This is a genomic window from Cryptosporangium phraense, from assembly GCF_006912135.1.
Lineage (GTDB): Bacteria > Actinomycetota > Actinomycetes > Mycobacteriales > Cryptosporangiaceae > Cryptosporangium > Cryptosporangium phraense.
Genome location: NZ_VIRS01000001.1, coordinates 23768 through 49786 on the forward strand (window position 1 = coordinate 23768; position 26019 = coordinate 49786).

Below are 26019 nucleotides of genomic sequence, written 5' to 3' on the forward strand. Positions count from 1 at the left end.
TCCGTCATCGTCGTTGGTACCGGTGGCTGACCGCAGACGCCAGGGGGTTGATGCAGATGGGTGAGCGCACGCTGCGCGGTAGTCGGCTCGGAGCAGTGAGCTACGAGACCGACCGCAACACGGAGCTGGCGCCCCGCCAGCAGGGAGAGTACCTGTGCCCGCGTGGGCACCGGTTCACGGTTCCCTTCGCGGCTGATGCCGAGATCCCGATCACGTGGGAATGCCGGGCCGATGGCACGGTGGCCCGCATCATCGACGGTGACGAGCCTGAGGCCAAGAAGGCCAAGCCACCGCGAACGCACTGGGACATGCTCCTCGAGCGGCGCACCGTCGCCGAGCTGGAAGAGGTTCTGGCGGAGCGTCTGGAGGTCCTCCGGGGCCGCCGTAGCCGCTCGGCCTGACGAGGTAACCCAGCCAACGACGAAGCCCGCCACCCCTCCGGGGGTGGCGGGCTTTTCGTGTGCCGTGATCTAACTTGCTGTTTAACCTTCGGGTTTTTGTCGTTGTGTGAGGGTGCGGGCTCGGAGGACGGTTTTTCCGACGTGGTGGTGGGGTGCCCGGTTTTGGTTGGGGCGTCCGGGTGGGCGTCCTGGTCCGGGTCGGCCGGGTTTTGGTGCTCTGGCTGGTAGTGGGGTTTTCGGGCGGAGGTTCCGAAATCCGCGGCGGACCCGGGCGGGGCTGAGCCTGCCGGTCATGGCGGGTTTCTCCCAGGGCAGCCGCAGGTCGGTGACGAGGTCGCGGGCGAGGCGTAGCTGGGTGTGGGCGGCGATCAGTAGCCAGGTCCAGGTGTCGGCGGCTTCGGGTTCGCGCAGGCGGGGGCGGGTCCAGCCGAGGGTTTGTTTGAGCAGACGGAAGGTGTGTTCGAGGTCGAAGCGGCGGAGGTAGGCCTGCCAGAGCCGGTCGACCTGGCCGGCGTCGAGGTCGACCGCTGAGCACCAGAGCCAGATGGGTTTGGGGTCGTGCCCGGAGGGGACGTGCTCGACCTGCAACCGGATCAGGGTGCCTTCCAGGACGGGGAGCGGGCCGTTGTGGTCGATCCAGGCGGCGCGGTGAGTCAGCCGGGGATGCAGCCGGTTCCAGGAGCGTGCGTCGGCGTCGCCGTATCGGCTGGTCGCGGTGCTGGTGTGACAGGCCGGTTGCGGCCAGGTGGCCGGGTCGGCCAGGCGGAACTCGCCGCCGTGGCGGCGGGGCCTGCCCCAGGTGCCCGGTGGCCGGGGCGGGGCGGGCAGGCGCAGGACCCGGTCGGCGCGGATGCGTCCGAGGATGGTCACCGGAAGGTCGGCCAGGTCGTGGGTCAGGCGGGCGCAGTCGTAACCGGAGTCGGCGACGATGAGGATGTCCGGGTCGCCGGGCTGCCAGTGCCCGGCGCCGGTCAGTCGGTCGATGACCTCACGCAGCTGGGCGGCGGTGACCGCGGCGTCGTCGTCGGCCGGCCCGAGACGCACGGCGTCCAGGATCGCTGTCCAGGAGGTCCGGCCGGTCTCCAGGGCGGCCACGATCGAGTAGGGCCAGCCCGGGATGCGCTGGTCGGAGGCCCGGGTCTGCCCGGTGACGTGGCAGAACAACCGGCGGGGACTGGTGTGTGCTTCGGGGCGCAGCCACGGGCTCACGTCCACGGCCAGCACGATCCGGCCGCCGGCGGCGCGTGGCAGCGGCAGCCCGGCCACGGCCCGGCGCAGCCGTCCGAGTTCGACGTGTCCGTTGTTGACCGCGTCATACAACGCGCCGTGACCGCGGCGATGCTCTGGGGCCAGACTCAGCCCGGCCAGGGTCCGGACCGGCCCGTCGGCGCAGAGCACCGCGTCGACCAGCTCGAACAACGTATCGGCGCGGCGGGTCAGACAGCCATAGAACTCTTCGCGGAACCCGGCGAGTCTCTCCAACGATTCGACGCGGTCACCCGCGTCGGGCACACTGCTCATCACGGCCTTCGGTTGCGTTCATGTTCATCTTTGGCGAGACGACATGATCACCGAAGGCCGCCCTCGTGTCCAATCACGACCACACGAAACCGCAGGCCACACCGCCCCAGGTTAAAAGACAAGACTAAGGCGTGTTTCATAAGCCAGCAGCCCACCGTGGGCGCGACCCAGACGACGACCGGCGGCGTTGTCGCCTTGTCCGGATACAACAGCGGTATCCGGACAAGGCTCCGCCTTGCCGGATCGCCGCCTGGGCCGCGCCCACGGCGTCCTGAACTTATGAAACACGCCTTAGCGGTCGATCTCGCCCTCGATGACGGTGCCGGCCCCGGCGTTCGTCGTCCTCGCCGGCATCTGCTCACCCTGGCCGGGCGACGCCGCGCCGGCCGGCGTCCGCATGCGCTTGGAACGGACCTGCATCGGGCCCAGCAGGGCCGTGCTGACCTCGGGCGGGAGGCGCCGGGCGGCCGACCGGAGCACGAGCCGTCCGGCGAGCGTCCGAACGGGTGGCAGGAGCAGCAGGATGCCGACGACGTCGGACAGGAAGCCCGGCAGGATCATCAGCAGACTGCCGGCCAGCACGACGGCACCCTCGGCCGTCTCCTTGGCCGGCGTGCGGCCCTCCCGCGCGGCTTCACGCAGCGCGCGGAAGGCGCGGCCGCCCTCGCGGCGGAGCAGCCAGCTGCCGAGCACGGCGCTGGCGAGCATCAGCAGCAGCGTCCAACCGAGGCCGATCGCCTGACCGATCTGCACCAGGACGGCGATCTCGGCGACGGCGAAGACGATCGACAGAACGAAGGCCGCGGGCAAGGCTCTCATAAATCAAGCGTACGTCCGGTTCGCAGCCTTGAGATGAACTCTCAGGAGGCTCTCAGCGCAGCCGGTCGAGCGCCTTCTTCGCCGATCCGAGCCGAGCCTGCACGCCCCACAGGCCGACCCGCCAGAGTGCCTCCCGGACGATGTCCGGGCTCATCTTGCTCTGGCCGCGCTCGCGCTCGACGAACGTGACCGGCACCTCGACGACGCGATATCCGGACCGCCAGGCCCGGTAGACCATGTCGATCTGGAAGCAGTACCCCTGCGACGCGACGCCGCTGAGATTCTTCGCGGCCAGCACCTCGGCCCGGTACGCGCGGAAGCCGGCCGTGCTGTCCTTCACCGGGAAGCTCAGCGCCAGCCGGGTGTAGAGGTTGCCGACCGAGGAGATCATCACCCGCGACATCGGCCAGTTGACGATCTTGCCACCCGGCACCTTCCGGGACCCGATCACGACGTCGGCGTCGCGGAGCGCGTTGAGCAGGCGGGGCAGCTCCTCCGGGTTGTGCGAGCCGTCGGCGTCCATCTCGACCATGACGTCGGCGCCGTGCTCGGCCGCCCAGGCGAACCCGGCCAGGTAGGCGGCGCCCAGGCCCTCCTTGCCCGCCCGGTGCAGCACGTGCACCAGCCGGTCGGCCGCGGCCAGCTCGTCGGCGATCTCGCCGGTGCCGTCGGGTGACCCGTCGTCGGCGATCAGCACCTCGACGTCGGGCACCGCGGCGCGCAGCCGGGAGACGATCACCCGGATGTTGTCGGCCTCGTTGTACGTCGGGATGACGACCACGACGTGCCCCAGCCCGGGGTACTCGGGAGCCCGGTCATCGTCGGAGATCTCGGGATCCATCTTCTCGGCCGTCACCAGTGTCAGCCTTCCCTCGTCGTTCGCCGGCGCACGATCCCGGCCGCGGCCAGTGCGGCGCCGCTGAGCGCGCAGAACACCGCTTCCGGCCACCTGCCCAGTGCGGTCGCTAGCGTACGGTCATCCGACAACGCGAGTGACCGGATCAAGGTTCCGGCTTCGAACATGCCCGCGTGGTCATGAATCGTCCCGTCCGGTCCTATTGTGGCGGAGATTCCGCTCGTCGACGCCACGACCGCCCACATTCCGTGTTCCACGGCCCGCAGCCGGGCCATCGCGACCTGCTGGGGGCTCTCGCCCGACTTGCCGAACGTCGCGTTGTTCGTCTGGACCGCGAGGATCTGCGCCCCCGCGTTCACCGTGTCGGTGACCAGCCCGTCGTACGCCACCTCGAAGCAGATGACGTCGCCGACGCGGACCGTGCCGGCGTCGGTGGTGGGCATGCCGACCGTGCCGATCTCGGTGCCGGCCTTGAAGTCGCGGCGGATCAGGTCGACCTTCGTCGTGACCTTGCGGGCGATCGAGCGCAGCGGGACGTACTCGCCGAACGGGACCGGGTGGCGCTTGGCATACCGGTCGGTCGGGCCCTTGCCGGCCTCCCAGACCAGGCCGGCGTTGGTGAGGTAGTCGCCGGGGCCCTGGAGGACGGCGCCGACCAGGATCGGGGCCTTGATGGCGGCGACCGCCTCGCTGATCTCGCTGTAGGCGTCGTCGTTGAGGAGCGGGTCGATGTCGGAGGCGTTCTCGGGCCAGATGACGATGTCGGGCTGCGGACGGCGGCCGGCCGCGACGTCCTGGGCGAGGGCGAAAGTGCGCGAGACGTGGTTGTCGAGCACGGCGCGGCGCTGGGCGTTGAACTCGAGCCCGAGCCGCGGCACGTTGCCCTGGATCACCGCGACCGTGATCGTCCTCCCGCTCGCGGTCGGCGAGGGCACGAACCAGGCCGCGAGCAGCACGAGCCCGGCCGCGGCCAGCCAGGCCACGGACCGGACGGCGACCGGACCCGCCGCGGCCGCCGGACCCGCCGCGCCCGCGCGGGGCCACCGTCGCCACGCCGCGGCGGCCAGGAGGCCGCCGACGGCGGCCGTGGCGAACGTCACCAGCGGAGCCCCGCCGAGCACGGCGAGCTTGAGCAGCGGGCCGTCGGTCTCGGCAAACGCGAGCCGTCCCCACGGGAACCCGCCGAACGGCCAGCGCGACCGCACCGCCTCCTGCGTGACCCACGCGGCCCCGACCACGAGCGGCCAGGTCCACCGCCAGCGGTCGATCACCCGCGACGACGCGGCCAGCAGCGCGCCGAATCCGGCCAGGTACACCGCCTCGACCCCGGCCAGCAGGTAGGCGAACGGCGCGCCGACGTAGATGCCGACCCACTGCAGCAGAATCCCGAAGAACACCGCGCCGTGCAGCAGCCCCAGCCAGGCCCCCCGGCGCGCCCGCTGACGGTGCGCCGCGGCAGCCAGCAACGCGACCGAGATCGGGGCGAGCCACCACTGGTCGTACGGCGGGAACGCGGGCACGAGCAGCGCGCCCGACGCGACCGCGAGCAGCGCGGCGATCCAGCCCGGCAACGGAGGCTCACCCGGCGGCCGACTCTTCCAGCGCCGTCCCTGGCGCACCTCGGGAGCGTCTTCCGCTTCGGGCGGAGGAGCAGCGACGGCCCCGCCGTCCTTCTCGCGCAGCACCGATCCTCCCTCCCGACCCGGGAGGGGGTCGTGTCCGAGAACGATTGTGCCCACTCCCCCGGCGCACTGCGGCACGGTGGCCGGACCGAGACCGAAGAACTCCCTGTGGTAGGCGCCGGGAACGTCACAGGGGCCGCGGCGTGCACGCCGCGGCCCCTGTGCAGTGAAACTCCCCGACCGGTGCAGGAGGAGGGTGGGAGGACCTTCGGACCGACTGCGCACCGGCTGGCTGCCACCGCGCGAGACGTTGTCTACTGATCCTTCCGAACCTCCATCACCACGACCTGGCGCCGGACGCGACCGTCGTCGTCCCGCCACCCCTCGAGTGCTGGACCTGGCCCCTGCGGTGGCGCCACCGCGTTTGCCCAGCGCGCGAGGGCACGTTCCGTCGCCGTCCGGTGCCCGCGGAAGTTACCGGTTCACCGTAATTGCCATCCGTCTCCTGTCAATAGGGACGAATCGGTACAGAGCGGACATCGTCCCTGGTCAACCGAGCCGCTCGGGCGGGGCAGAAGTCCCGGCGTGTCGTCCTCGTCGGCGTGTCACGCCACGTACACGGTCTCGCCGCGCACGACGGTGCGCAGACACCGCGGCGGCGTCGCTCCCCCGCTCAGCGCGGGCAGGCCGTGCACGCCGGCCCGCGGATCGGTGCTCCAGCGCGCCACCCGGTCGTCCGGGGCCTGGATGACCAGCTCCTCGACGTCCCAGACCGCGAACGACGCCACCGCGCCCGGCACCAGCATCCCGCCGTCGTCGCGGCCGAGGGCCCGCCACCCACCGCGGGTGTGGGCCGCGAACGCGGCCCGGACGCTGATCGCGTGCCCAGGGTCGTGCGGGAACGCCGCCGCCCGCACGGTGCCCCACGGGTCGAGCGGCGTCACCGGGGCGTCCGATCCGAACGCCAGCGGCACCCCGACCCCGGCCAGCGCGTTGAACGGGTTCAGCCCGGCGGCCCGGGCCGGGCCGAGCCGGCGCTCGTACATCCCCGACGGACCGCCCCAGAGCGCGTCGAAGGCCGGTTGCACGCTCGCCACCACACCGTGGTTGACCAGCGCCTTGATCAGCCCGCCGTCGAGCATCGCAGCGTGCTCGACGCGGTGCCGCCCGACCCGCACCCGATCGAGCCCGACGACGTCGGCCGCGCCGGCCAGCCCGTCGGCCAGCGCGGTCAGGGCCGCGTCGCCGATCGCATGGAACCCGGCCTGGGTGTCGTGCCGGACGCAGTCGACGACGTGCTCGGCGATCTGATCGGCGTCGAGGTAGAGGTGGCCGCGGGTGTCGGCGTCCGCGTAGGGGGCCGACAGGGCCGCGGTGTGCGAGCCCAGGGCCCCGTCGATGAACAGGTCGCCACCGGCGCCGACCGCGCCGAGTTCGCGCGCCTTCGCCGCCGAGCGCCACTCGCCCCAGTACCCGAAGACGTCCGGGCCCGGCTCGGCCGCGGCGAGCGCGAGCAGGCCGGTGAAGTCGTCCTCGCCACCGATGTCGGGCCCGCCGCACTCGTGCAGCGCGACGATGCCCCGGGCGGCCGCGTGCGCCCGGGTCGCCCGCTGGGCCTCACCCCGCTGACCGGCCGAGATCGCTCCGAGCGCGACCGTGCGCACCGCGTGGTGGGCGTCCCGCTTCAGCGGGCCGTCGGGGTCGTGACCGGCCATCCCGGCCAGGTCGGGCACCGCGGCCCGCAGCGCGGCCGACGCGACCGCCGAGTGCACGTCGACCCGGGAGAGATAGACCAGCCGGTCGGCTCCGGCCGCCCGGGCCAGCTCCTCGACCGACGGCGCCCGGCCCTCCGGCCAGGCCGTCTCGTCCCAGCCGTGGCCGAGCACGGGGCCGGGGCGCGAGGCCGCGAAGCGCTCGACCGCGTCCAGGGCCGCGGCCAGCGTCGGCAGCCCGGACAGGTCGAGCCCGACCAGCGTCAGGCCGGTCTGGGTCGCGTGCACGTGAGCGTCCACGAACCCCGGGACGACCAGCGCGCCCTCGAGATCGACGACCTCGCCGGCCCCGAACGCGGCCGCGTCGGCGGCGTCGTCGGAGCCGACGAACAGCACCCGGTCACCGTCCACCAGCAGCGCGGTCGCGAAGGGATCGGCGGGGCTGTAGATCTCACCGTTGCGGTAGAGCGTCGCCATACGGGTCATTCTGCCCGGCTACGGAGAGTCGCTCCGACGGGCCGGTCCACCGGACCGCCGGTCCACAGGACCCAGGACAGGCCGAGGACCCCGACCGACCCGAGCAGGAAGCCGAGCGACACCACCGGATCCGGCACCGCCCCACGGCCCGCGGCGAGCAGGAACCCGACCGCGTAGAGCACCACCGCCCAGCGTGGATACACCGCCCAGGAGGTCACCGCGAACAGCACGACCCCGGCCGCGAACACGCCGGCGATCACCAGGAACGCCACCGACGTCCGGCCCGCGACCAGGTCCTCGCGCTCGGCCGTCGTCAGCCCGGCGAACACGAAGTGCGCGAGGAACTCCAGGACCAGCAGCCCGGCGATCCCGGCGAAGTTCAGCGCGTAGCCGACCAGCGCGAGCACCCGCCGGCGCCGGTACAGGTAGAGCCCGGTCAGCGTGAACAGCGCGAGCAGGGCCGGGATCGGCGCGATGCTCTCGGTCAGCGCGTTCTCCGGGACGAGGTCCTCGCGCCGGAGGTCGTTGAACAGCAGCAGCACCCCGGTCAGCAGGCCGGCCAGGCCGGCCAGGCGAAACAGCGCAGAGTCGGTCATCGGACGCCTCCGTTGATGAGGAAGAGGGCTCGACCGTAGGGAGCGCACCCGCCCCGGCAGGAGTGCCGGGAGACCCCTCTGCGCGCCGCCCGGCACCCCCTCCCCTGCCGTCCGGCCTATGCCGAACGGCCTATTTCGACGGCGTCGGCCCGGCGGTTAGCGTGAGGGCGTGTTCACCCGTCCCTTGGCCGGCGTGGCGTCCGCTCTCTACGTGACCGTCCTGGTGGGCGGGCTCTACTTCGCCGTCGCCGGCCTCGCCCACGGCCCGGCCTGGCGGCTGACCTGCTTCGTCGTCGGTCTGCTCGCGCTGCTCGTCGTGGAGCGGATCGACCGCGGGACCGTCCCGGGCCTGGTGGCCCGGGCGCTGCTCATCCACGCGGTCGCGGCCGCGGACGGCTCCGGCCTGGCCCGGATCCTGTTCCTGCTGGTCCCGTTCGCGGTCTACCTCACGCTCGGCCGCCGGGCCGGCTCCCTCACCGCGCTCGCCTACGGCTCGGTACTCGTGCTCTGGACGCTCACCCGGCCGACGGATCGGGAGGCCGTCGGTGACCTGGTCATGTTCCTCGTCGGGCTGGTGCTCGCGGTGGCGATGGCGGCGGTCGCGGTGACCGCCGACGCCCAGCGCGCGCGGGCCGAGCGGCTGCTGGACGAGGTCGCCGCGCTGGCCGCGGCCGACGAGCGCAACCGGGTCGCCCGCGACATCCACGACAGCCTCGGCCACCACCTCACCGCGATCGCGATCCAGCTCGAGAAGGCCACCGCCTACCGCACCCGCGATGCCGACGTCGCCGCCCGGGCCGTCTCCGACGCCCACGGCTCCGCCCGCGAGGCCCTGGCCGAGGTCCGCCGCTCGGTTTCGGCCCTGCGCGCCGACCCGCTGTCGCTCCGGACCCGGCTCGCCGCCCTGGCCGCGCGTCTGCGGACGGCGTCCATGTCCGTGACGTCCGCCGTGAGCGGTGAAGAGGGCCTCGGCGGGGCCGAGGTCCGGGACGCGGTCTACCGCGTCGCCCAGGAGGGACTGACCAACGCGGTCCGGCACGCGGGTGCCCGCCGGGTGACGGTGACCGTCCACTTCGATCCGGACGCTCCGCGGGCGGGCGGGGTCGAAGTGGTCGTCGCGGACGACGGGATCGGGCTGCCGGAGTCGCTCGACCGGGTGAGCGGGTTCGGTCTCGCGGGCATGCGGGAGCGGGTGGCCGCGCTCGGCGGGACGCTCGTGCTCGACGGGCCGCCGGGCCGGGGCACCACGCTGACCGCGCGGTTCCCGGCGGCGGCCGAGGCCCGGGTTCCGGCGCGGTGAGCACGATCCGGGTGCTGGTGGTCGACGACCAGCGGCTGGTGCGGGAGGGCGTGGCGTCGTTGCTGGCGCTGGAGGACGGGATCGCGGTGGTCGGCACGGCCGCCGACGGGCGGGAGGCGGTGGCCGAGGCCGTGGCCCGCCAGCCGGACGTCGTGCTGATGGACGTCCGGATGCCGTCGGCCGACGGACTGGAGGCCGCCGCGGCCGTCCGGCGACGCGCGCCGAACTGCAAGATCCTCATGCTGACGACGTTCGACGACGAGGAGTACGTGGTCCGGGCGCTGCGGGCCGGTGCCAGCGGTTACCTGCTCAAGGACCTGCCGGCCGCGGAGTTGGCACGCGCGGTGCGGATGGCGCACGCCGGTGTCGATCAGTTCGACCCGGCGGCGACTGCGCGGCTGCTGAACGCGCTGGAGGCGCGGGGCGGGGCTGGGGTCGTTCCGGGGGCGCGGGCGGGGTCGGCCGGGCTGACCTCGCGCGAGGTCGACGTCCTCCGGCTGCTCGCCCGGGGCGCGACCAACCGGGAGATCGCGACCGCGCTCGTGGTCAGCGAGGGCACCGTGAAGAACCACGTCTCGGCAATTCTGGGCCGCCTCGGTGTGCGCGACCGCACCCAGGCGGCGCTGTACGCCCGGGATCACGGGCTCACAGCAACGTGAGCGTTCTCGGCGTCACGTTCAAGCGGTCCGGGCCGTCCTCGCCGCACACCACGATGTCCTCGATCCGGGCCCCGTACCGCCCGGACAGGTAGAACCCCGGCTCGACGCTGAACGCCATGCCCGGCTCCAGCACGGTCTCGTTGCCGCCGATGATCCACGGCTCCTCGTGCTCCTCCAGCCCGATGCCGTGCCCCGTCCGGTGAATGAACGCATCGCCGTAACCGGCCGCGGTCAGGACGTCCCGGCAGGCGGCGTCGACCGAGGCGGCGGTGACACCCGGACGGACCGCGGCCACCCCCGCCTCCTGGGCCTCGAAGAGGACCGCGTACGCGGTCGCGAAGCCCTCGGGCGGGTCACCGACGACGTAGGTGCGGGTCGAGTCGGAGCAGTAGCCCTCGGCGGTGATGCCGCCGATGTCGACGACGACCGGGTCACCGTCCTCGATGACCCGGCCGGACACCGCGTGGTGCGGGCTGGCGCCGTTCGGACCGGAGCCGACGATGACGAACGAGACCTGCGCGTGGCCCTCCTCGAGGATCGCGTCGGCGATGTCGCGGCCCACCGCGGCCTCGGTGCGCCCGGCGATCAGCCACTCGCCCATCCGCGCGTGCACGCGGTCGATCGCCGCACCGGCCCGGCGCAGCGCCTCGACCTCGGCGGCCGACTTCCGCACCCGCAGCGGACGCAGCACCCCACCGGCCAGCACCTGCTCCGCGTCCGGGAACGTGCCCCGGAACGCCAGCACCTGCTCGGCCCACATCCGGTCGGCCAGCCCGAGCCGCCGCGGACCGGCGCCCAGCAGGCCACGGATCAGCGCGTACGCGTCGTCGCCCTCGGGGAACGCGCGGATCTCCAGGTCGATGCCCCCGGCCGGGGACGCCTTGGCGGCCGCCTCCTCCAGCGCCGGGACGACCAGGACCGGGTCGCCGGTCGCCGGCAGGACCAGGCAGGTCAGCCGCTCGAGCGCATGGGCGTCGTAGCCGGTGAGGTAGCGGAGGTCGGCACCGGGCGTGAGCAGGAGCGCGTCCAGGCCGGCGGCCGCGGTGGCCCGCTGGGCCATCCGCAGCCGGCCGGACGGGTAGAGCGATTCAGACATGCCGCCAGGCTAGATGGTCGGTTGAGCCTCTGCGGGCAGGTCGGTCAGGCCTCGGCGGGCAGCTTGTACCTCACTCGGGAGGCCGGCGGCACCAGGTCGAGGTACTCGAGGTGCCTCGCGATCCAGCCCGCGATGTACGGGCAACGCGGCAGCACGTCCAGGCCGCGGCTGCGTGCGTCGTCGAGCACGTACCGGGCCAGCTGCGACGCGATGCCCCGCCCCTCGAACTCCGACGGCACGCCGGTGTGCGTGAACATGATGACGTCGCCGTCGAGCTGGTACTCGACCACGCCCGCGACGACGCCGTCGAGCGTCGCCTCGTAGCGACTCTCGTCTTTTACATCCGAAATGGCCAGTTCGTCCGCCACGACTGCCTCCCCAGGTCGTCGTCAGGAAAACGTATCTACCCCGCTCGGTGTTTCTCAGACGCGACTCGAATCACTCGAATCTGGCAGTCTGACGCCGTGGGTTCACTCATGCTCCTGGACGCGGCCAGCCTGTACTTCCGCGCGTTCTACGGCGTACCGACGTCGATCACCGCGCCGGACGGGACGCCGATCAACGCCGTGCGTGGCTTCCTCGACATGGTCTCGACCCTGGTCACCCGGTACCAGCCGGCGCGGCTGGTCGCGTGCCTCGACGAGGACTGGCGGCCGGCCTGGCGGGTCGCGCTGGTGCCGTCGTACAAGGAGCACCGGCTGGCCGAGGTCGGCGGCGACCCGACCGTCGAGGAGGTTCCCGACCAGCTCGCGCCGCAGGTCCCGGTGCTGCTCGAGGTGCTGGCCGCGGTCGGCATCGCGACCGCGGGCGCGCCGCACTACGAGGCCGACGACGTGATCGGGACGCTGGCCACCCGCGGCCCCGGCCCGGTCGACGTGGTGACCGGCGACCGCGACCTGTTCCAGCTGGTCGACGACGACCGCGGCGTCCGCGTGCTCTACACCGGACGCGGGGTCGCGAAGCTGGAGGAACTGGACGCCCCGGCCGTGCGCGCGAAGTACGGCATCGAGCCGAGCCAGTACGCCGACTTCGCCACGCTGCGCGGCGACCCCAGCGACGGGCTGCCCGGCGTCGCCGGGATCGGCGAGAAGACCGCGGCCGGCCTGCTCGGACGCTGGGGCGACCTGGCCGGCCTGATGGCCGCGGTGGACGCCAAGGCACAAGCGCTCCCGGCCACGCACTGGCGCAAACTGGACGCGGCCCGGGAGTACCTCGCGGTCGCCCCGGACGTCGTGAAGGTGGCCCGGGAAGCGCCGATTCCCGAGGTGATCGACGAGCTGCCGGACGCGCCGGTCGACCCCGAGCGGGTCGCGGCGCTGGCCGAGCGCTGGGGCCTGGAGAGCGCGGTCGGCCGCCTCGAGAAGGCCCTGGCCGGCTGACCGCTCAGTTCAGCGCCGGCAACCTCAGGCGGAACGTGGTGCCCGTACCCGGCGACGACCTCACGTCGAGGTCGCCGTGGTGCGCCTGGGCGATCGCGCTGATCGTGCCCAACCCGAGGTGGGTTTCCCCCTCGCCTTCGGCCGAGCCGCCGTCGACGCCGGCCACCAGACGCAGCGGGCGCAGCAGCCCGGGCTGGAGCTCGGGCGCGATGCCGATGCCGGTGTCCTGCACCTCGACGACCGGCTCGGGTCCGGCCAGGGCCCGCAGGCTCAGCCGGCCGCCGCGGTCGGTGAACCGCAGCGCGTTGCCGGCCAGGTGCTCGATCGCCTGTTCCAGCAGCACCGGGTCCCCCACCGTCCAGACCGGATGCGTCGCCTCGACCGTCACCGCGACCCCGCTGCCGTTCGCGGCCGGCGCGACCGCGGTCCCGACCCGGTCGACGACCGCGGCCAGGTCCACCGGCACGTGATCGGTGTTCGACTGCCGGGCCCGGGCCAGCAGGAACAGCGTGTCGATGACGCGCAGCATCCGGTCGGAGTTGGACTTGACCGCGCCGACCAGCCGCTGGGCCGTCGCCGCGTCGAGCCCGCCCGCGCTGTCGTCGGCCAGCAGCTCGAGCAACGTCCGGATCGCGGTCAGCGGCGTCCGTAGGTGATGCCCGACGAGATCGACGAAGTCGTCGATGAAGTCACCGGCGGCCGGACCGCCGCCGCGGGCACCGAACGCGGCCTGGAAGGCCGCGTGGTCCGCGGCCGGGTCCACACCGTCGGCCGCGGACCGAGCGCTGGGAACGCCACCGGCATCGTCGGTGAGGAACCCCCGGTCGTACTGCCCATCGTGCGGCACTCAGCCCCCACTTGCCCAGATAACTGACTAGAACGCCCGGTATGCCGGAGATCTAATCACACAGGGCGTTAAGCGACAGCCGTATACGCGACGATGCCTCGGCGAGTGGCTTCGATCGCCTCGCGGGCGGTCTTGCGGAGTCCGCTCTCGGCCGAGGCCGCGCCGGCGATCTGGTCGAGCAGGTCGAGGACCTGCCGGCACCAGCGGACGAAGTCCCCGGCCGGCATCTCGCCCTCGATACCGGCCACCGACGTGAGCACCCGCTCCAGCGCCTCGCCGCGCGCCCATCGGAACGCCGGCCACACGAACCCGTAGTCGGGCTCGCGGGTCAGCGACAACCCACGCTGGCTCTCCTCGGCGTGCAGCTCGGAGGCGAGCCGGCCGATCACCGCCAGCGTGTCCCGGAGCGGCCCGTTCGGCACCGGCGCCGGGCTCTCGTCGGCCCGCCGCGCCTCGTACACCAGCGCGGACACCGCGCCGGCCAGCTCGGGCGCCGACAGGCCCTCCCAGACCCCGGCGCGCAGGCACTCGGCGACCAGCAGGTCGGACTCCGACCAGATCCGGGCCAGCCCGCGACCGGCGTCGGTGACCCGCTCGCCGTCGAGGTAGCCCCGGCTCTCCAGCAGGCCGCAGACCTGGTCGAACGTCCGCGCGAGGGAGTTCGTGCGGTTGTGGACGCGCTGCTCGAGCTGGTGCGTCTCCCGCGAGAGCCGGTCGAACCGCTCGGCCCAGCGGGCGTGGTCCTCGCGGTCGTTGCAGCCGTGGCACGGGTGCCTGCGCAGCGCGGCGCGCAGCTCGGCCAGCACGTCGTCGTCGGCCGCGGCCGCGCGGCCCTTCCGCCGCTTGACCGCGGCCACGTCGGCCCCGGCCGTCCGCAGAGCGGACGCGAGGTCCCGGCGCGCCTGCGGCGACCGGTGATTGAAGTGCTTCGGCACCCGCATCCGGGTCAGGACGTCGATCTCCTGCGTGAAATCGGCCAGCGACAGGCGTCCGGCCCACCGGTCCGCGGTGAGGACGAGCGGCCGCGCCTCGCCGAGCGGCTGCGTCCCGGGGTCGAGGACGACGGCCAGGCCCGCGCGACGGCCGGTCGGCACCATCACGACGTCGCCGATCCGCAGCTTCTCCAGCGAGTCGGCCGCGGCCGCCCGGCGCTGGGCCGCACCCTGCTTGGCCAGCGAGTTCTCGCGCTCCTTGATCTGCCGCCGGAGCGCCGCGTACTCGGCGAAGTCACCGAGGTGGCAGGTCATCGACTCCTGGTAGGCGTCGAGCGCGTCGTGCTGCCGCTGGGCCTGCTTGGCCAGGCCGACCACCGCCCGGTCGGCCTGGAACTGCGCGAACGACGTCTCCAGCAGCTCGCGGGCGCGTTCGCGCCCGACCGACCCGACCAGGTTGACCGCCATGTTGTAGGACGGCCGGAAGCTGGACCGCAGCGGATACGTGCGGGTCGAGGCCAGGCCGGCCACGTGCCGGGGGTCGATCTCGGGCGACCAGACCACGACCGCGTGGCCCTCGACGTCGATACCGCGCCGTCCGGCGCGTCCGGTGAGCTGCGTGTACTCCCCCGCGGTCAGGTCGACGTGCGTCTCGCCGTTGAACTTGACCAGACGTTCGAGGACGACGGACCGGGCCGGCATGTTGATGCCCAGCGCCAGCGTCTCGGTGGCGAACACCGCCTTGACCAGCCCGCGGACGAACAGCTCCTCGACGACCTCCTTGTAGACCGGCAGCAGGCCGGCGTGGTGGGCGGCCAGCCCGCGCTGCAGCCCGTCGAGCCACTCCCAGTAGCCGAGCACCTGCAGGTCTTCGGCCGCGAGGTCCTTGGTGCGCTCCTCGGCGATGCGCCGGATCTCGGCCCGCTCGTCCGGCGTGGTCAGGCGCAGGCCCGCGGCCATGCACTGCTGGACGGCCGCGTCGCAGCCGGCCCGGCTGAACACGAACGTGATCGCCGGGAGCAGGCCCTCGGCGTCCAGGCGCTCAATGACGTCGGACCGGAACGGCACCAGGTTCTTGGCCCGGATCGGCCGGCCGCTGCGGGTGTACTGGACCCGGCGGAGCTGGTCCCGGACGAACCGGGTCAGGTCGGGGTCGACGTCCTTCTGGGTCGCCTCGGCGGTCGACTTCTCGGTGAACAGGTCGAACATCCGGCGGCCGACCAGCATGTGCTGCCAGAGCGGCACCGGGCGGTGCTCGGACACCACGACGGCGGTGTCACCGCGGACCGTGACCAGCCACTCCGCGAACTCCTCGGCGTTGCTGACCGTCGCCGACAGCGAGACCAGCGCGACCGACTCGGGGAGGTGGATGATCACCTCCTCCCAGACCGCACCGCGGAACCGGTCGGCCAGGTAGTGCACCTCGTCCATGACGACGAACGCGAGGTTGGTCAGCGCGGCGGAACCGGCGTACAGCATGTTCCGCAGGACCTCGGTGGTCATCACGACCACGGGCGCGTCGCCGTTGATCGCGTTGTCACCGGTGAGGAGGCCGACCTGCTCGGCGCCGTACCGGGCGACCAGGTCGTTGTACTTCTGGTTGGACAGCGCCTTGATCGGCGTCGTGTAGAAGCACTTGGTGCCGTGACGCAGCGCCAGGTGGACCGCGAACTCGCCGACGACGGTCTTGCCGGCCCCGGTCGGGGCGCAGACCAGCACCCCTCCACCGTCTTCGAGTGCCTGGCAGGCCTCCCGCTGGAAATCATCGAGGTCGAACGACAGCTGCGCGGTGAAGTCGGTGTAGGCCGGGTAGGAGGCCCTCCGACGAGCCGCCGCGTACTGCTCGGCGGGGGAGCTCATACCGCCCAGGCTACGCGAGTGCGCGATCGATTCACGCGGCGCGCGGGCGGCGTTACGACGTCACCCCCGGTGAGCAGCTTGGTACTGAGCCGTATTCCGACACTTCGGGCCGTTACCGGCGATTCACCAACGATTCCTGGCAAGCGAAAGAATTGGTCGCGGAAAGCGCGAATCCCCGGGTGTGGCCGCAGCCGCACCCGGGGATTCGGAAATGTCACTCAGGCGGTGGCCGCGACCGGATTCGGCGCCGGGTTGATCGCGTCGACCATCGGCTTCAATTCCGGCTCCTCGGCCAAGCTGCGCAGCGTCCGGCTGACGCGGTCGGCGTTCAGCGTGGCGAATTCCGGGCCGAATTGCACACCCTGCAAAGAATCGATCAGCATCGGGACCACCGGGCCCAATTCGCCGACCGTGGCGCCTTCCCGCGCGAGCACCTCGGGGTCGCAGCCCCACATCAGCATGCGCATCCGCTGCACGGCGTCCGAGCTCTCGAACGTCGCCTTGCAACCCCACTGCAGGAACTCGGCCAGCCGCCGCTTGTGGGTGTCGCGGTCCTCGACGTCGGACGCCTCGACGTCCGAACAGAGCCGGTCGACCTCGGCGAGCACCGACGCCGCCGGACGCGACGGGCGGGAGATCATCATGCCCTCGTCGTCGGTGAGGTGCGCGCCCTCGGACTCGAGCGCGTTGAGCATCGGGTGCGTCTTCCACGGGGCCGACCAGTCGAGCTGCCCGAGGAACGTGTGCTTCTCGTAGCCGGCCGGGAGACCCATGAAGCAGAGCGGAACCTCCTGGCCGCTGATCGCGATCGTGTGCAGCGCGAGGCGGAGGATGTCGAGCGGCCAGCCCAGGTCACCGACCGTGACCAGCGTCGCCTCGCCGTCGTCGACGTAGAGCGTCGTGTTGAGCACCAGCGCGACGGCCTCGACCATGCTCTGGACGTACATCAGCCGGTACGGCTCGTGAATGTTGAGGACCCCGTTGCCGACCTTCCGGCGGAAGTCGTCGAACACGATGCTGTTCTCGGCGATGTGCGTGAACCGCACCATGCCGACCTTGGTCGTCATCGCCGGCGCGAGCTCGGCGATCATGTACTCGGCGACCTTCTTGCTACCCGCGTAGACGTCCGGCGTGTAGTAGCGCGCGGCCTTGCCGGTGGACGCGTGGACGAAGATCTCGACGCCGAACTGCTCGCACAGCGTGACGATGTTGCGGGTGCCGGAGATGTTCGTCGTGATCGTGAACGCGGTCTCGAACTCGGCCAGGCCCGGCTCGCGCTGCGCGGCCAGGTGGTAGACGATCTCCGGGTTGAACTCGGCGAACACCTTGCCGGTGGCCTCGACGTCCCGGATGTCGCAGACGACCGGGATCACGCGGCCCTCGGCGCCGGCCGGAACCGGCGACTCCTTGAGGTCGAGCGCCAGGATCGCGCCGGTCGGCAGCCGGTTGGCCAGCGCCTCGACGACCTCGGACCCGACCGCGCCCGCGGCGCCGGTGACCAGCACGCGCCGGCCGCGCAGGAAGTCGGCCAGGCGGGCCTCCTCCAGCGGTACCGCGCGCTGCCGGTAGATGTCCATGGGATCGACCGTGATCGGCTCGTCGTTGTTGTACGAGCTGATCAGGGTGCTCGTCAGCTCCCATAAGCGGGCGCGCACGGCCTCCGGGTCGGCACCGAACTCGCCTGCCGGCGCCAGCGTCAGTATTTCCTCGATGATCTCGGCGCGACTGAGCATGGACTGCCCCCCATCCTCGCTGTTCGTGACCGTCTGGCTGTGGGGACATACGGCGGTCCCAGGCGGCGTACCGACGCCGCACAGACCTGTCCGACCGCCTCACAATCGACGCGGAGCTTTCGAAAAAGCCTCTGGTTAACGGAAAGTTTCAAATTGCTTTGGCCCGTTGCGAAAAGACAATACAGGCCCGTTCAAGTCTCACGCTATCGGTCCCCGCAAGCGAAGCGGTGCCCGAAGCGATCATGAACCACAAAATCCGGGAGTGACCACCACTACGATGCCGAGGTAACAGCGAGTACTAGGCCGACCACGTCCGTTCGTCGAAACAAAACCGCCGTTCGGTCAACTACTGGCCGGTCACCTGGGCTTTCGTCGCAACAGAAAACGGTGCAACCGTCACGGACGGTCGCCACCAAAGTAATACCATTACATTGTTATTTCCGAATAGCGGCCCTGTTTCACGCGGGCCGGACGCAATACCTACCAGCTCGATAGGTTTTTGCGCGGGATCACCACGGAGGCCTGTGGTTCGCGCGGTGCGTTAGCGTGAGGACCGTGTCCGATGCCCGACAGCTCCGTCCTATTGACGCCGTCTTCTTCGATTTTTCCGGCACGTTGCTGTCGGTCGAACCGGCCGCCGACTGGCTCGTCCGGGCGGCCACTCCCCTCGGTCTGCAGTTCACCGACGCCGAATCCGGCGAGATGATCGAGCGGCTGATCCGGTCCGGACGTCCGGGTGGCCCGGCGCCGACCGGGCTCTCCGGTGCGTTGGCCGAGCTCTACGCGGCCCGCGATCTCACTCCCGAGCAGCACCGGGAGGCCTACGTCGCGCTGATGGCCCGCGCCGACCTGCCCGATCCGCGGCTGGCCGAGGCGCTGTACGACGCGATGTTCCCGCCGGAGGCCTGGGTGCCGTATCCGGACGCTCCCCACGTCCTGGAGACGCTGCACGCGCACGGAATCAAGGTGGCCGTGGTCAGCAACATCGCCCACGACCTGCGGCCGACGTTCGACCACCACGGGCTGACGCAGTGGGTGGACGCGTTCGTGTTCTCGTACGAGGTCGACGCGATGAAGCCGAGCCCGAAGATCTTCGCGGCCGCGTGCGAGGCGGTCGGGGTCGAGCCGGAGCGGGCGCTGATGGTCGGCGACACGCTCGCGGACGCCGGCGCGGCCGAGAGCGGGATCCAAGCTCTGGTGCTGCCGGCGAGCCCGCCCGGCGAGGTACACGGCCTGGCCGCGGTCCTGGCCCTGGCCGGCCTCTGACCGAAGCGAGGCCGCGCGCGGCCTGCACCGCCGGCGGCCGGTCCGAAGGGCGGCGGTGCGGCAGGGCGGTGCGGCAGGGCGGTGCGGCAGGGCGGTGCGGCAGGGCGGCGCCGCCGCCGGCGACCGGGGCCGTGGGGGGCTCAGGCGCTGCCGCGGCGTGCCGATGTCTTCTCCGGTACCGCCTTGGTCTCACGGAGGAGACGACTCGTGAAGCTCGACACCCGCGCGGCCGCCGCGGCCGCCGCTCTCCTGTGCGCGAGCGCGCTCGGAATCGGCACGCTCGCCGCCGCGACCCCCGCGCTGGCCAATTCCGGCCCGACGACCAAGAGGACGCCTCCCGCGGCGGCCAAGCGTGCCCCCAAACCGAGGGCAAAAGCACGCGCCAAGGCGACCCCGAAAGCGTCGACCACGCCCAAGCCCACCCCCACCGGCCCGGTCGTCATCTCGGTCGCGTCTCTGAGCAGCGCCTACGGCAGCACCGCGGGCGGCACCACGGTCGTCCTCACCGGCAAGGGCTTCAGCCGCGTCGACGCCACGAAGAAGTCGTCGGTGCTGTTCGGCACGACCCCCGCCACCACGTTCCTCGTCCTCTCCGACACCCAGATCGCGGCCACCGCCCCGGCCGGCACCGGCACGAAGGTGCAGGTCTCGGTCACCGACGGCACATACACCAGCCCCGACACCACCGGCGACGACTTCACCTACCTCGACCCGATCACGGTCGCCGTCCCGGACAGGACCGAGCTGTCCGCGGCCGGCGGCACGGTCGTCCGCCTGACGCTCTCCGGCAAGAACCTCGACCTCGGCACCTCCCAGAGCACGTTCGCGGCCAAGAAGATCACCGCCACCGTCGACGGCACGACCGCCCCGCTCACCTGGGTCGATGCCACCCACGTCGACCTGACCGCCCCGGCCGGACTGCCGACGAAGACCGGCGCCAAGCTCCCGATCGTCGTCTACAACAACGGGGTCGCCGGACCGGCCGACAGCACCCACGCCCGCTACGACGCGGTCGTCACCAAGCTGTCGGTGACCAGCGGAAAGCTCGCCGGCACGACCGGCTCGACGGCCAAGCCGGCGCTGACGATCACCGGCGTCGGCCTGGCCACGGCGACCGGCTTCACGTTCGGCAAGACCCCGGGGACGTGCACCGCGGCCGCCGGCAAGGAGTCGACGACGTGGACGTGCGTGAACATCCCGGCCGGCCCGGCGGGCGCGGTCCCGGTCCTCCCGACGTTCACCGACGGCACGACCGCCGGCCTCACCGCGGGCTCCATCTACACGTACACGAACCTCTGACCCGGCCGCATCAGGCCATTTGACCGTTTAGTGTTGTTATTAGTCTTTCGGTATGTTTGTCTGGCGACGAGCGTTCGGCGGCGTGTAGGCGCCGTCTGGATCCGGGGCTCCGTCCCCGCCGTCGCATGGAGAACACATGCTGGAGAGTTACCGCGGCCGCACCCGGACCGCAGCGACGTTCGTCGTCGCCACCACCGTCGTCGGAAGTCTGGTCGGGCTGGCCGGAGTCGCGCAGGCGGCCGATCTGCCCACCGTCAAATCACTCAGCGTCGTGAAAGGCAGCACCGCGGGCGGCACGAACGTGCTGATCACCGGCACCGGGTTCACCGGCGTCTCGGAGACCACCTCGGACGGCGACGTCACGTTCGGCGGCAACAACGCGATGAGCATCATCGTGCTGTCCGACACCCAGATCGCCGCGAAGGCGCCGGCCGGCACCGGCACCAACGTGCAGGTCCAGGTGACGAACGCGAACGGCGGCAGCGCGGACACCGCGACCGACAACTTCACCTACATCCAGCCGCTCACTCCGACGGTCGCCAACACGGTGAAGCTGAGCGCCGCCGGTGGCACGACCTTCACGGCCACCGTGGCTCCCTCCGGTTCGGTCGGGCAGTCGTCGGACGTCACGAGCAAGAAGATCACGGCAACCGTGAACGGTGCGGTCGCGAAGGTCGCCTACTCGGCGGCGGACACGCTCTCGATCACCGCCCCGGCGGGCACACCGACCGGTACCGGCGGAACGGTGTCGGTGGTCCTCTACAGCGACGGTGTGGCCGGAACCGCGGACACGAACGCGAAGTACGTCGCGGTCATCACGAAGCTCAGCGTCATCACGGGGCCGACCTCGGGCATCACCGGCGCCAGCGGCAAGCCGGCGCTGTCGATCACCGGCGCCGGCCTGAAGAACGCCACCGGGTGGCTGTTCGGCACGGGCAACTCGGCCACCTGCACCAACGTCACCGGTAAGGAAGACACTCAGGTCACCTGCCAGGACGTCCCCGGGCACGCGGCCGGGCCGGTGTCGGTGACGTTCACGCCGGACAACAGCGCTGCCTACGGCATCACCAGCGGCGCGACCTTCACCTACAGCGATCTCGGCTGACGCCGGTAGGTGACGAAGCGGCGGGTCCGACCGGGCCCGCCGCTCTTCAATGCACCGAGAAGCCGCCGTCTACGAAGACCGTCTGACCGGTCACGTAGGCGGCGGCTTCGCTCGCCAGGAAGACGGCCACGCCCGCGTAGTCCTCGGGCTCTCCGTTACGGCCGATCATCGTGCGCGCCGCCATCGCCGCGGCCTTCTCCTCGTCGGCGAAGACCGGCGCGGTCAGCGGCGTGCGGACCACCCCCGGGGCGACCGCGTTGCAGGTCACCCCTCGGGACGACCAGGCCTCGGCCTGGGAGCGGGTCAGCGCCACGACTCCGCCCTTCGAGGCTCCGTAGGCGCCGCTGTTCAGGTACGCCCGCACGGCCTGCTGGGACGCCACGTGGATGATCCGGCCCCAGCCGCGGTCGGCCATGGCGGTCCCGAAGCGCTGCCCGAGCAGGAACGGCGCGGTCAGGTTGAGCTCGAGCGTCGCGTCCCACTCCTCGAGCGTGAGCGCGTCCATCGGCGGCCGGTGGTTCACCGCGGCCGCGGTCACCAGGATGTCGGGCTCGCCGAACGCGTCGACGGCCTCCGCGGCCGCACGCCACACGTCGTGCCGCCGGCCGAGGTCCGCGCTCACCGCGACGGCCTCGACGCCCTGGGCGGTCAGCTCGGCGACGGTCTCGGCCAGCGCGTCCTGCCGTCGCGCCACGACCACGACCCGCGCTCCGGACCGGCCCAGCGCCGACGCCATCGTCCGGCCGATGCCCGAGCTCCCGCCGGTCACCAGCGCGACCCGCCCGCGCAGCGAGAACAGCTCCTCCAGATACCCGCTCATACCGCCCTCTCGTACACGCTGAGCGTGACCGACACGGTCACCTCGATCGGCGCGGGCAGCGCCCCGATGCGCGCCGCCAGCTCGTCCGGCTCGACGTGCCAGGCCGACGGCCCCATCGCGACCGCGGTCACCGCGGCCGCGTGGTCCAGCCGCACCGTCGTCTCGATCGTCTCGCTGCCCGCCGCGGTCAGGTACGGCCCGAGGGCCGCATCCACCCGGTCGGACTTCCGCGGGTCGACCGACACCGCGCCCACCGCGCTCGCGAGCTCCCGCAGGTGCCGGTCGGTCGGCGCGACGGTCAGGACCACCCCTCCGGGCCTGAGGACGCGGGAGAGCTCGCCGCCGTTGCGCGGGGCGAAGACGTTGAGGACGACGTCCACCGCGCCCGTTCTCACCGGCAGCGGACGCCAGGCGTCGCATCGGACGGCCCCGATCCGCGGATGCGCCCGGGCCGCCCGGCGCAACGCGTACCCCGAGATGTCGGCCGCGATCCCCACGGCGCCGGGCACGGCCTCCAGCGCGGCCGCCAGGTAGTAGCCGGTACCCGCGCCGAGATCGAGCAGCCCGAGGCCCTCCCGCCCGCCCAGGCCGGCACCCGGCCCGCCGACACCCGGCCCGCCGACACCCGGCCCGCCCGCGCTCGGCCCGCCCGCGCTCGGCCCGGCCGCGGCCGGGCCGGGGGCGGTTGTCGCGGCGGCCCTCGCGGCGACCGCCTGGGCGATCGGCGCGAAATGGCCGCCGCCGAGGAACGACTCCCGGGCCGCGACCATCGCCGCGGTATCCCCGGGCACGGCCGGCGCCTGGCCGGTCAGCAGGCTGACGTAACCCTGCCGAGCGACGTCGAACGTGTGGCCGGCCGCGCAGCGCAGGACCCGGCCGTCGTCGGTCAGGGCCACCGGGACGTCGGCAGCGGTGTCGCAGTGCGGGCAGCGGAGCGAGGACACCACATCGGCCAGCACGCCCCAGAGCTTAGGTCGGCACGCACACCCGGGTCGTAGCGACCTGCATGGTGATCGGACCGTTCCGGAAGTAGCTCGGGAACGACGCCTCGAGCCAGAACACGTACGGCGCGCCCTTGGTCAGCGCACCGACCTTCACGGTCTTCGTGGTCCCGGGCGACTGCGGCGTCACCGGGATCTTCCGATACGTCTGCGGGGCATTGATCAGGACGTTCTGCGGCACCACCCAGACCGTGTATCCGTTCACCGGCCCGTCGTAGTAGTCCCGGATCCAGGTCAGCGTGCACGACGCCTTGCCCGGCGCCACGGTGACGCTCACCCGCCAGTACGGGTTCGCCCGCGCGGGCGACGCGGCCCCGAGGGCAACACCGAGGACGACGAGGACGACCAGCAGGCGACGGAGCACGAATACCTCATCGGCACGCACGGACCCGACCTGAGCGGTCTCAGCCTGAGGTCGAGAGTCAGCCCGGTAGCCGCGCCCCGAGCAGCCGGAGCGCCCGCGGTACCACGGTCAGCGTCAGCGGGAGCGTCAGGAACGGCTCCCCGTCGGCGAAAACGGCCGCTCCCGGAGCGTCCACCTCGATCGTGGCGGCGCGGTAGGTACGGGCGGAGGGGTGCGTCACGTGGGAACCGTCGTAGAGGCGCGGTTTGACGCGGATCAGCTCCAGGCGGGAGACCGGGCTGACGACCGTGACGTCGAGCAGGCCGTCGGTGGGGTCGGCGTCCGGGCACATGCGCATGCCGCCGCCGTACGAGCGGGTGTTGCCGAACGCGGCGAGCAGCGCCGGGGTCTCGACCGGGGTGCCGTCGAGCCGGAGGCTGAGCGAGTACGTGCGGAGGCGGGCCAATTCGGCGAGGATCGCCAGGTCGTAGCGGCGCGGGCCGCGGGGCCAGCGCATCCGGTTGGCCCGCGCGTTGACCGCGGAGTCGAAGCCGACCGACAGGATCGCCGCGTACCAGTGCGCTTCCCCGCCGGATTTCGCTCCGGTCACCCGGACCGCGTCGATCGGGGTGGTGCGGGCCTCGGCCAGGTCGGCGACGATCGCGCGGGCCGCCTCGGCCGGGGCGGACGGGACCCCCACCGCGTCGGCCAGGTCGTTGCCCGTGCCCAGCGGCACCAGCCCGAGCGGCACCCCGGTGCCCGCGACGGCCTGGATCGCCAGGTGCGCGGTTCCGTCCCCGCCCACGGCGACCAGCCCGGCGACGTCGGACCGAACCGCGTCGTGAGCGGCGGCGAGCACGTCCGTGGCCGTCGCCGCGGACAGGACCAGCGGGTCGGCGGGGCCGAGCGCGGCGAGGACCTCGGCCAGATGGCGGCCGACGCGGCCGCGGCCCGCGGACGGGTGGGCCAGCACCCCGACGCGGCCGGCCAGGTCACCGAGGGCGGGCCGGTCAGCGTGCATCGGCGCAGCGTACTCCGGGCGCGGGCGCCGGAACAGCGAACGGCCCCGCGCGCGGAGCACGCGGGGCCGTCGGCGGGACGACTCAGAGGTCTTCGCGACGCGTCGGACGCGGAGCCTCGCTGGGTTCGACCGGACCGCTGCGTTCGACCGGGTCGAGCGCCGGCTCGATCTCGGACGCCTCGTCGTCGGACAGGCTGCCGTAGCCGCTCCGCGCGAGGGCCCGGGCCTTGCGACGCTCGTTGAGGAACGCGGCGCCGACCGCGCCGAAGTAGAGCAGGGTCATGCAGCCGCCGAGCGCGGTCATGCCGAACGGGTCCGGCGTCGGCGTGACGACCGCGGTGAACGCGAACGTCAGGAACACCGCGGCCCGCCACCAGCCGAGCAGCCGGCGCGCGCTCGCCACCCCGGCCAGGTTCAGCATGAACACCAGCAGCGGGAACTCGAACCCGACGCCGAAGATCAGCAGCATGCCGGTGACGAAGTCGATGTAGCCGGCGATGTCGGTGGTGAACTGATAGTCGCCGTTCGTGGGCAACAGGAAGTGGATGCCCTTGTTGATGACGAAGTGCGCGAGGATGGCGCCGCCGACGAACAGCGGCACCGCGAACGCGATGAACCCGTAGGCCCACCGGCGCTCCCGCCGGTGCAGGCCCGGTGCGACGAACGCCCAGAGCTGGAACAGCCAGATCGGCGACGAGATGATCAGGCCGATGTACAGCGCGATCTTCAGCTTGACGATGATCGGCTCGAGCGGCGTCTGCGCGTTGAGCTGGCACTTCTGGTCGACGAATCGGCTGCAGTACGGGTCGGTCAGGAACTTCTGGACCGGCTCGGAGAAGTACAGCCCGACGCACAGACCGAGGACGATGCCCACGCACGCCTTGAACAGGCGGTCACGCAACTCACGGATGTGCTCCATGAGCGTCATCGAGCCGTCCGACGACACCGGCCGCTTGGGCGTACGTCGTCGGAGGCGAAGCGCTGGGCTCACCGCTGGTCGCGGGTCTCGCTTCGCGAGTCGACCACCCGGGATTCGACGACCGGGTTGGTCCGCTCGCCGAACTGGTCGGCCGGATCGCCGCGGTCATCGGCCAGCGGCGCACGCTCGTGCTTCGCTTCGGCCTTGCCCTTGACGTCGTCCTTCATGAGACCTTCGGTCTCGGCCTTGAAGATCCGCAGCGAGCGGCCCAGGCCACGCGCCGCGTCCGGGAGACGCTTGGCCCCGAACAGCAAGAGCAGCACGACGACGAGCACTGCGATATGCCAGGGCTTGAGAGCACCCATGACGACACCTCTCGAATCGGATACCGGTTCATCCTACGTCTCACCGGCCCTGCGGTTCGAAGGATAGGCC

The 26019-nt window shown here is 72.1% G+C and carries 24 protein-coding genes; 7 read left to right on the forward strand and 17 right to left on the reverse strand.

Annotated features, from left to right (window positions below):
- Window positions 1-56 precede the first annotated feature (56 nt).
- Window positions 57-401 (forward strand): RNA polymerase-binding protein RbpA, encoded by a 345-nt coding sequence (locus tag FL583_RS00095; protein ID WP_035856302.1) that lies wholly within the window; start codon window positions 57-59, stop codon window positions 399-401.
- Window positions 402-482: 81 nt separating this feature from the next.
- Here FL583_RS00095 and FL583_RS00100 read toward each other — a convergent pair whose 3' ends face one another.
- From FL583_RS00100 to FL583_RS00125, 6 genes are all read right to left on the reverse strand, one after another.
- A complete protein-coding gene (locus tag FL583_RS00100; RefSeq protein ID WP_142702338.1) occupies window positions 483-1922 on the reverse strand; it encodes an NF041680 family putative transposase in 1440 nt (479 codons plus the stop codon).
- 291 nt (window positions 1923-2213) lie between these two features.
- The gene (locus FL583_RS00105) at window positions 2214-2741 is read right to left on the reverse strand and encodes an FxsA family protein (RefSeq protein WP_142702339.1); all 528 of its coding nucleotides are present in this window, start codon (window positions 2739-2741) and stop codon (window positions 2214-2216) included.
- Window positions 2742-2793: 52 nt separating this feature from the next.
- Window positions 2794-3582 carry a polyprenol monophosphomannose synthase gene (locus FL583_RS00110; protein ID WP_142702736.1) on the reverse strand — a complete coding sequence of 263 codons (789 nt, stop codon included), beginning with the start codon at window positions 3580-3582 and terminating at the stop codon, window positions 2794-2796.
- Window positions 3583-3602: 20 nt separating this feature from the next.
- Window positions 3603-5282, reverse strand: coding sequence for an apolipoprotein N-acyltransferase (gene lnt, locus FL583_RS00115; protein ID WP_205751734.1), 1680 nt, complete (start codon window positions 5280-5282; stop codon window positions 3603-3605).
- Between the two features lie 542 nt (window positions 5283-5824).
- Window positions 5825-7408 carry an amidohydrolase gene (locus FL583_RS00120; RefSeq protein ID WP_205751735.1) on the reverse strand — a complete coding sequence of 528 codons (1584 nt, stop codon included), beginning with the start codon at window positions 7406-7408 and terminating at the stop codon, window positions 5825-5827.
- A gap of 5 nt (window positions 7409-7413) precedes the next feature.
- Window positions 7414-8004 carry a hypothetical protein gene (locus FL583_RS00125; protein WP_142702341.1) on the reverse strand — a complete coding sequence of 197 codons (591 nt, stop codon included), beginning with the start codon at window positions 8002-8004 and terminating at the stop codon, window positions 7414-7416.
- Between the two features lie 169 nt (window positions 8005-8173).
- Here FL583_RS00125 and FL583_RS00130 point away from each other — a divergent pair, with 169 nt between their 5' ends.
- Both FL583_RS00130 and FL583_RS00135 read left to right on the forward strand, forming a co-directional pair.
- On the forward strand, window positions 8174-9304 hold the full coding sequence (locus FL583_RS00130) for a sensor histidine kinase (protein WP_142702342.1): 1131 nt from the start codon (window positions 8174-8176) through the stop codon (window positions 9302-9304).
- Complete coding sequence (locus tag FL583_RS00135) at window positions 9301-9963, forward strand: response regulator (RefSeq protein ID WP_142702343.1); 663 nt, start codon at window positions 9301-9303, stop codon at window positions 9961-9963. The genes FL583_RS00130 and FL583_RS00135 overlap by 4 nt, the downstream gene beginning before the upstream one ends.
- Here FL583_RS00135 and FL583_RS00140 read toward each other — a convergent pair.
- Together FL583_RS00140 and FL583_RS00145 are read right to left on the reverse strand one after the other, a co-directional pair.
- The gene (locus FL583_RS00140; protein ID WP_142702344.1) at window positions 9950-11059 is read right to left on the reverse strand and encodes a M24 family metallopeptidase; all 1110 of its coding nucleotides are present in this window, start codon (window positions 11057-11059) and stop codon (window positions 9950-9952) included. The genes FL583_RS00135 and FL583_RS00140 overlap by 14 nt on opposite strands.
- Before the next feature lie 44 nt (window positions 11060-11103).
- Window positions 11104-11427 carry a GNAT family N-acetyltransferase gene (locus FL583_RS00145; protein ID WP_142702345.1) on the reverse strand — a complete coding sequence of 108 codons (324 nt, stop codon included), beginning with the start codon at window positions 11425-11427 and terminating at the stop codon, window positions 11104-11106.
- Window positions 11428-11535: 108 nt separating this feature from the next.
- On the opposite strand from FL583_RS00145, the gene FL583_RS00150 reads away from it, so the two are divergent.
- A complete protein-coding gene (locus FL583_RS00150; protein ID WP_142702738.1) occupies window positions 11536-12438 on the forward strand; it encodes a 5'-3' exonuclease in 903 nt (300 codons plus the stop codon).
- A gap of 4 nt (window positions 12439-12442) precedes the next feature.
- Here FL583_RS00150 and FL583_RS00155 read toward each other — a convergent pair whose 3' ends face one another.
- The 3 genes from FL583_RS00155 to FL583_RS00165 form a co-directional block, all read right to left on the reverse strand.
- Complete coding sequence (locus tag FL583_RS00155; RefSeq protein WP_142702346.1) at window positions 12443-13285, reverse strand: sensor histidine kinase; 843 nt, start codon at window positions 13283-13285, stop codon at window positions 12443-12445.
- Window positions 13286-13353: 68 nt separating this feature from the next.
- Complete coding sequence (locus FL583_RS00160) at window positions 13354-16077, reverse strand: DEAD/DEAH box helicase (protein WP_142702347.1); 2724 nt, start codon at window positions 16075-16077, stop codon at window positions 13354-13356.
- A gap of 218 nt (window positions 16078-16295) precedes the next feature.
- The gene (locus tag FL583_RS00165) at window positions 16296-17810 is read right to left on the reverse strand and encodes a polysaccharide biosynthesis protein (RefSeq protein WP_142702348.1); all 1515 of its coding nucleotides are present in this window, start codon (window positions 17808-17810) and stop codon (window positions 16296-16298) included.
- Between the two features lie 555 nt (window positions 17811-18365).
- On the opposite strand from FL583_RS00165, the gene FL583_RS00170 reads away from it, so the two are divergent.
- From FL583_RS00170 to FL583_RS00180, 3 genes are all read left to right on the forward strand, one after another.
- Window positions 18366-19076, forward strand: coding sequence for an HAD family hydrolase (locus FL583_RS00170; RefSeq protein ID WP_142702349.1), 711 nt, complete (start codon window positions 18366-18368; stop codon window positions 19074-19076).
- A 207-nt stretch (window positions 19077-19283) separates the two neighbouring features.
- Complete coding sequence (locus FL583_RS00175) at window positions 19284-20375, forward strand: IPT/TIG domain-containing protein (RefSeq protein WP_170323407.1); 1092 nt, start codon at window positions 19284-19286, stop codon at window positions 20373-20375.
- Between the two features lie 136 nt (window positions 20376-20511).
- The gene (locus FL583_RS00180) at window positions 20512-21480 is read left to right on the forward strand and encodes an IPT/TIG domain-containing protein (protein WP_142702351.1); all 969 of its coding nucleotides are present in this window, start codon (window positions 20512-20514) and stop codon (window positions 21478-21480) included.
- Between the two features lie 46 nt (window positions 21481-21526).
- On the opposite strand, the gene FL583_RS00185 is transcribed toward FL583_RS00180, so the two are convergent.
- From FL583_RS00185 to tatA, 6 genes are all read right to left on the reverse strand, one after another.
- Window positions 21527-22300: an SDR family NAD(P)-dependent oxidoreductase gene (locus tag FL583_RS00185; protein ID WP_142702352.1), complete on the reverse strand. Its 774-nt coding sequence runs from the start codon at window positions 22298-22300 to the stop codon at window positions 21527-21529.
- Window positions 22297-23259 carry a putative RNA methyltransferase gene (locus FL583_RS00190; protein ID WP_142702353.1) on the reverse strand — a complete coding sequence of 321 codons (963 nt, stop codon included), beginning with the start codon at window positions 23257-23259 and terminating at the stop codon, window positions 22297-22299. Before FL583_RS00190 ends, FL583_RS00185 begins: the two co-directional genes overlap by 4 nt.
- A gap of 10 nt (window positions 23260-23269) precedes the next feature.
- On the reverse strand, window positions 23270-23686 hold the full coding sequence (locus tag FL583_RS00195; RefSeq protein WP_142702354.1) for a hypothetical protein: 417 nt from the start codon (window positions 23684-23686) through the stop codon (window positions 23270-23272).
- 37 nt (window positions 23687-23723) lie between these two features.
- Window positions 23724-24665, reverse strand: coding sequence for a diacylglycerol/lipid kinase family protein (locus FL583_RS00200; protein ID WP_142702355.1), 942 nt, complete (start codon window positions 24663-24665; stop codon window positions 23724-23726).
- Between the two features lie 82 nt (window positions 24666-24747).
- Window positions 24748-25593, reverse strand: coding sequence for a twin-arginine translocase subunit TatC (gene tatC / locus FL583_RS00205; protein WP_142702356.1), 846 nt, complete (start codon window positions 25591-25593; stop codon window positions 24748-24750).
- A gap of 59 nt (window positions 25594-25652) precedes the next feature.
- Complete coding sequence (gene tatA, locus FL583_RS00210) at window positions 25653-25949, reverse strand: Sec-independent protein translocase subunit TatA (RefSeq protein WP_142702357.1); 297 nt, start codon at window positions 25947-25949, stop codon at window positions 25653-25655.
- Window positions 25950-26019 lie beyond the last annotated feature (70 nt).

Coding starts and splice junctions, on each gene's coding strand:
- FL583_RS00095 (WP_035856302.1), top strand. CDS start 57: ATGGGTGAGCGCACGCTGCGCGGTAGTCGGCTCGGAGCAGTGAGCTAC.
- FL583_RS00100 (WP_142702338.1), bottom strand. CDS start 1,922: ATGAGCAGTGTGCCCGACGCGGGTGACCGCGTCGAATCGTTGGAGAGA.
- FL583_RS00105 (WP_142702339.1), bottom strand. CDS start 2,741: ATGAGAGCCTTGCCCGCGGCCTTCGTTCTGTCGATCGTCTTCGCCGTC.
- FL583_RS00110 (WP_142702736.1), bottom strand. CDS start 3,582: ATGGATCCCGAGATCTCCGACGATGACCGGGCTCCCGAGTACCCCGGG.
- FL583_RS00120 (WP_205751735.1), bottom strand. CDS start 7,408: ATGGCGACGCTCTACCGCAACGGTGAGATCTACAGCCCCGCCGATCCC.
- FL583_RS00125 (WP_142702341.1), bottom strand. CDS start 8,004: ATGACCGACTCTGCGCTGTTTCGCCTGGCCGGCCTGGCCGGCCTGCTG.
- FL583_RS00140 (WP_142702344.1), bottom strand. CDS start 11,059: ATGTCTGAATCGCTCTACCCGTCCGGCCGGCTGCGGATGGCCCAGCGG.
- FL583_RS00150 (WP_142702738.1), top strand. CDS start 11,536: ATGCTCCTGGACGCGGCCAGCCTGTACTTCCGCGCGTTCTACGGCGTA.
- FL583_RS00160 (WP_142702347.1), bottom strand. CDS start 16,077: ATGAGCTCCCCCGCCGAGCAGTACGCGGCGGCTCGTCGGAGGGCCTCC.
- FL583_RS00165 (WP_142702348.1), bottom strand. CDS start 17,810: ATGCTCAGTCGCGCCGAGATCATCGAGGAAATACTGACGCTGGCGCCG.
- FL583_RS00180 (WP_142702351.1), top strand. CDS start 20,512: ATGCTGGAGAGTTACCGCGGCCGCACCCGGACCGCAGCGACGTTCGTC.
- FL583_RS00185 (WP_142702352.1), bottom strand. CDS start 22,300: ATGAGCGGGTATCTGGAGGAGCTGTTCTCGCTGCGCGGGCGGGTCGCG.
- FL583_RS00200 (WP_142702355.1), bottom strand. CDS start 24,665: ATGCACGCTGACCGGCCCGCCCTCGGTGACCTGGCCGGCCGCGTCGGG.
- tatC (WP_142702356.1), bottom strand. CDS start 25,593: ATGACGCTCATGGAGCACATCCGTGAGTTGCGTGACCGCCTGTTCAAG.
- tatA (WP_142702357.1), bottom strand. CDS start 25,949: ATGGGTGCTCTCAAGCCCTGGCATATCGCAGTGCTCGTCGTCGTGCTG.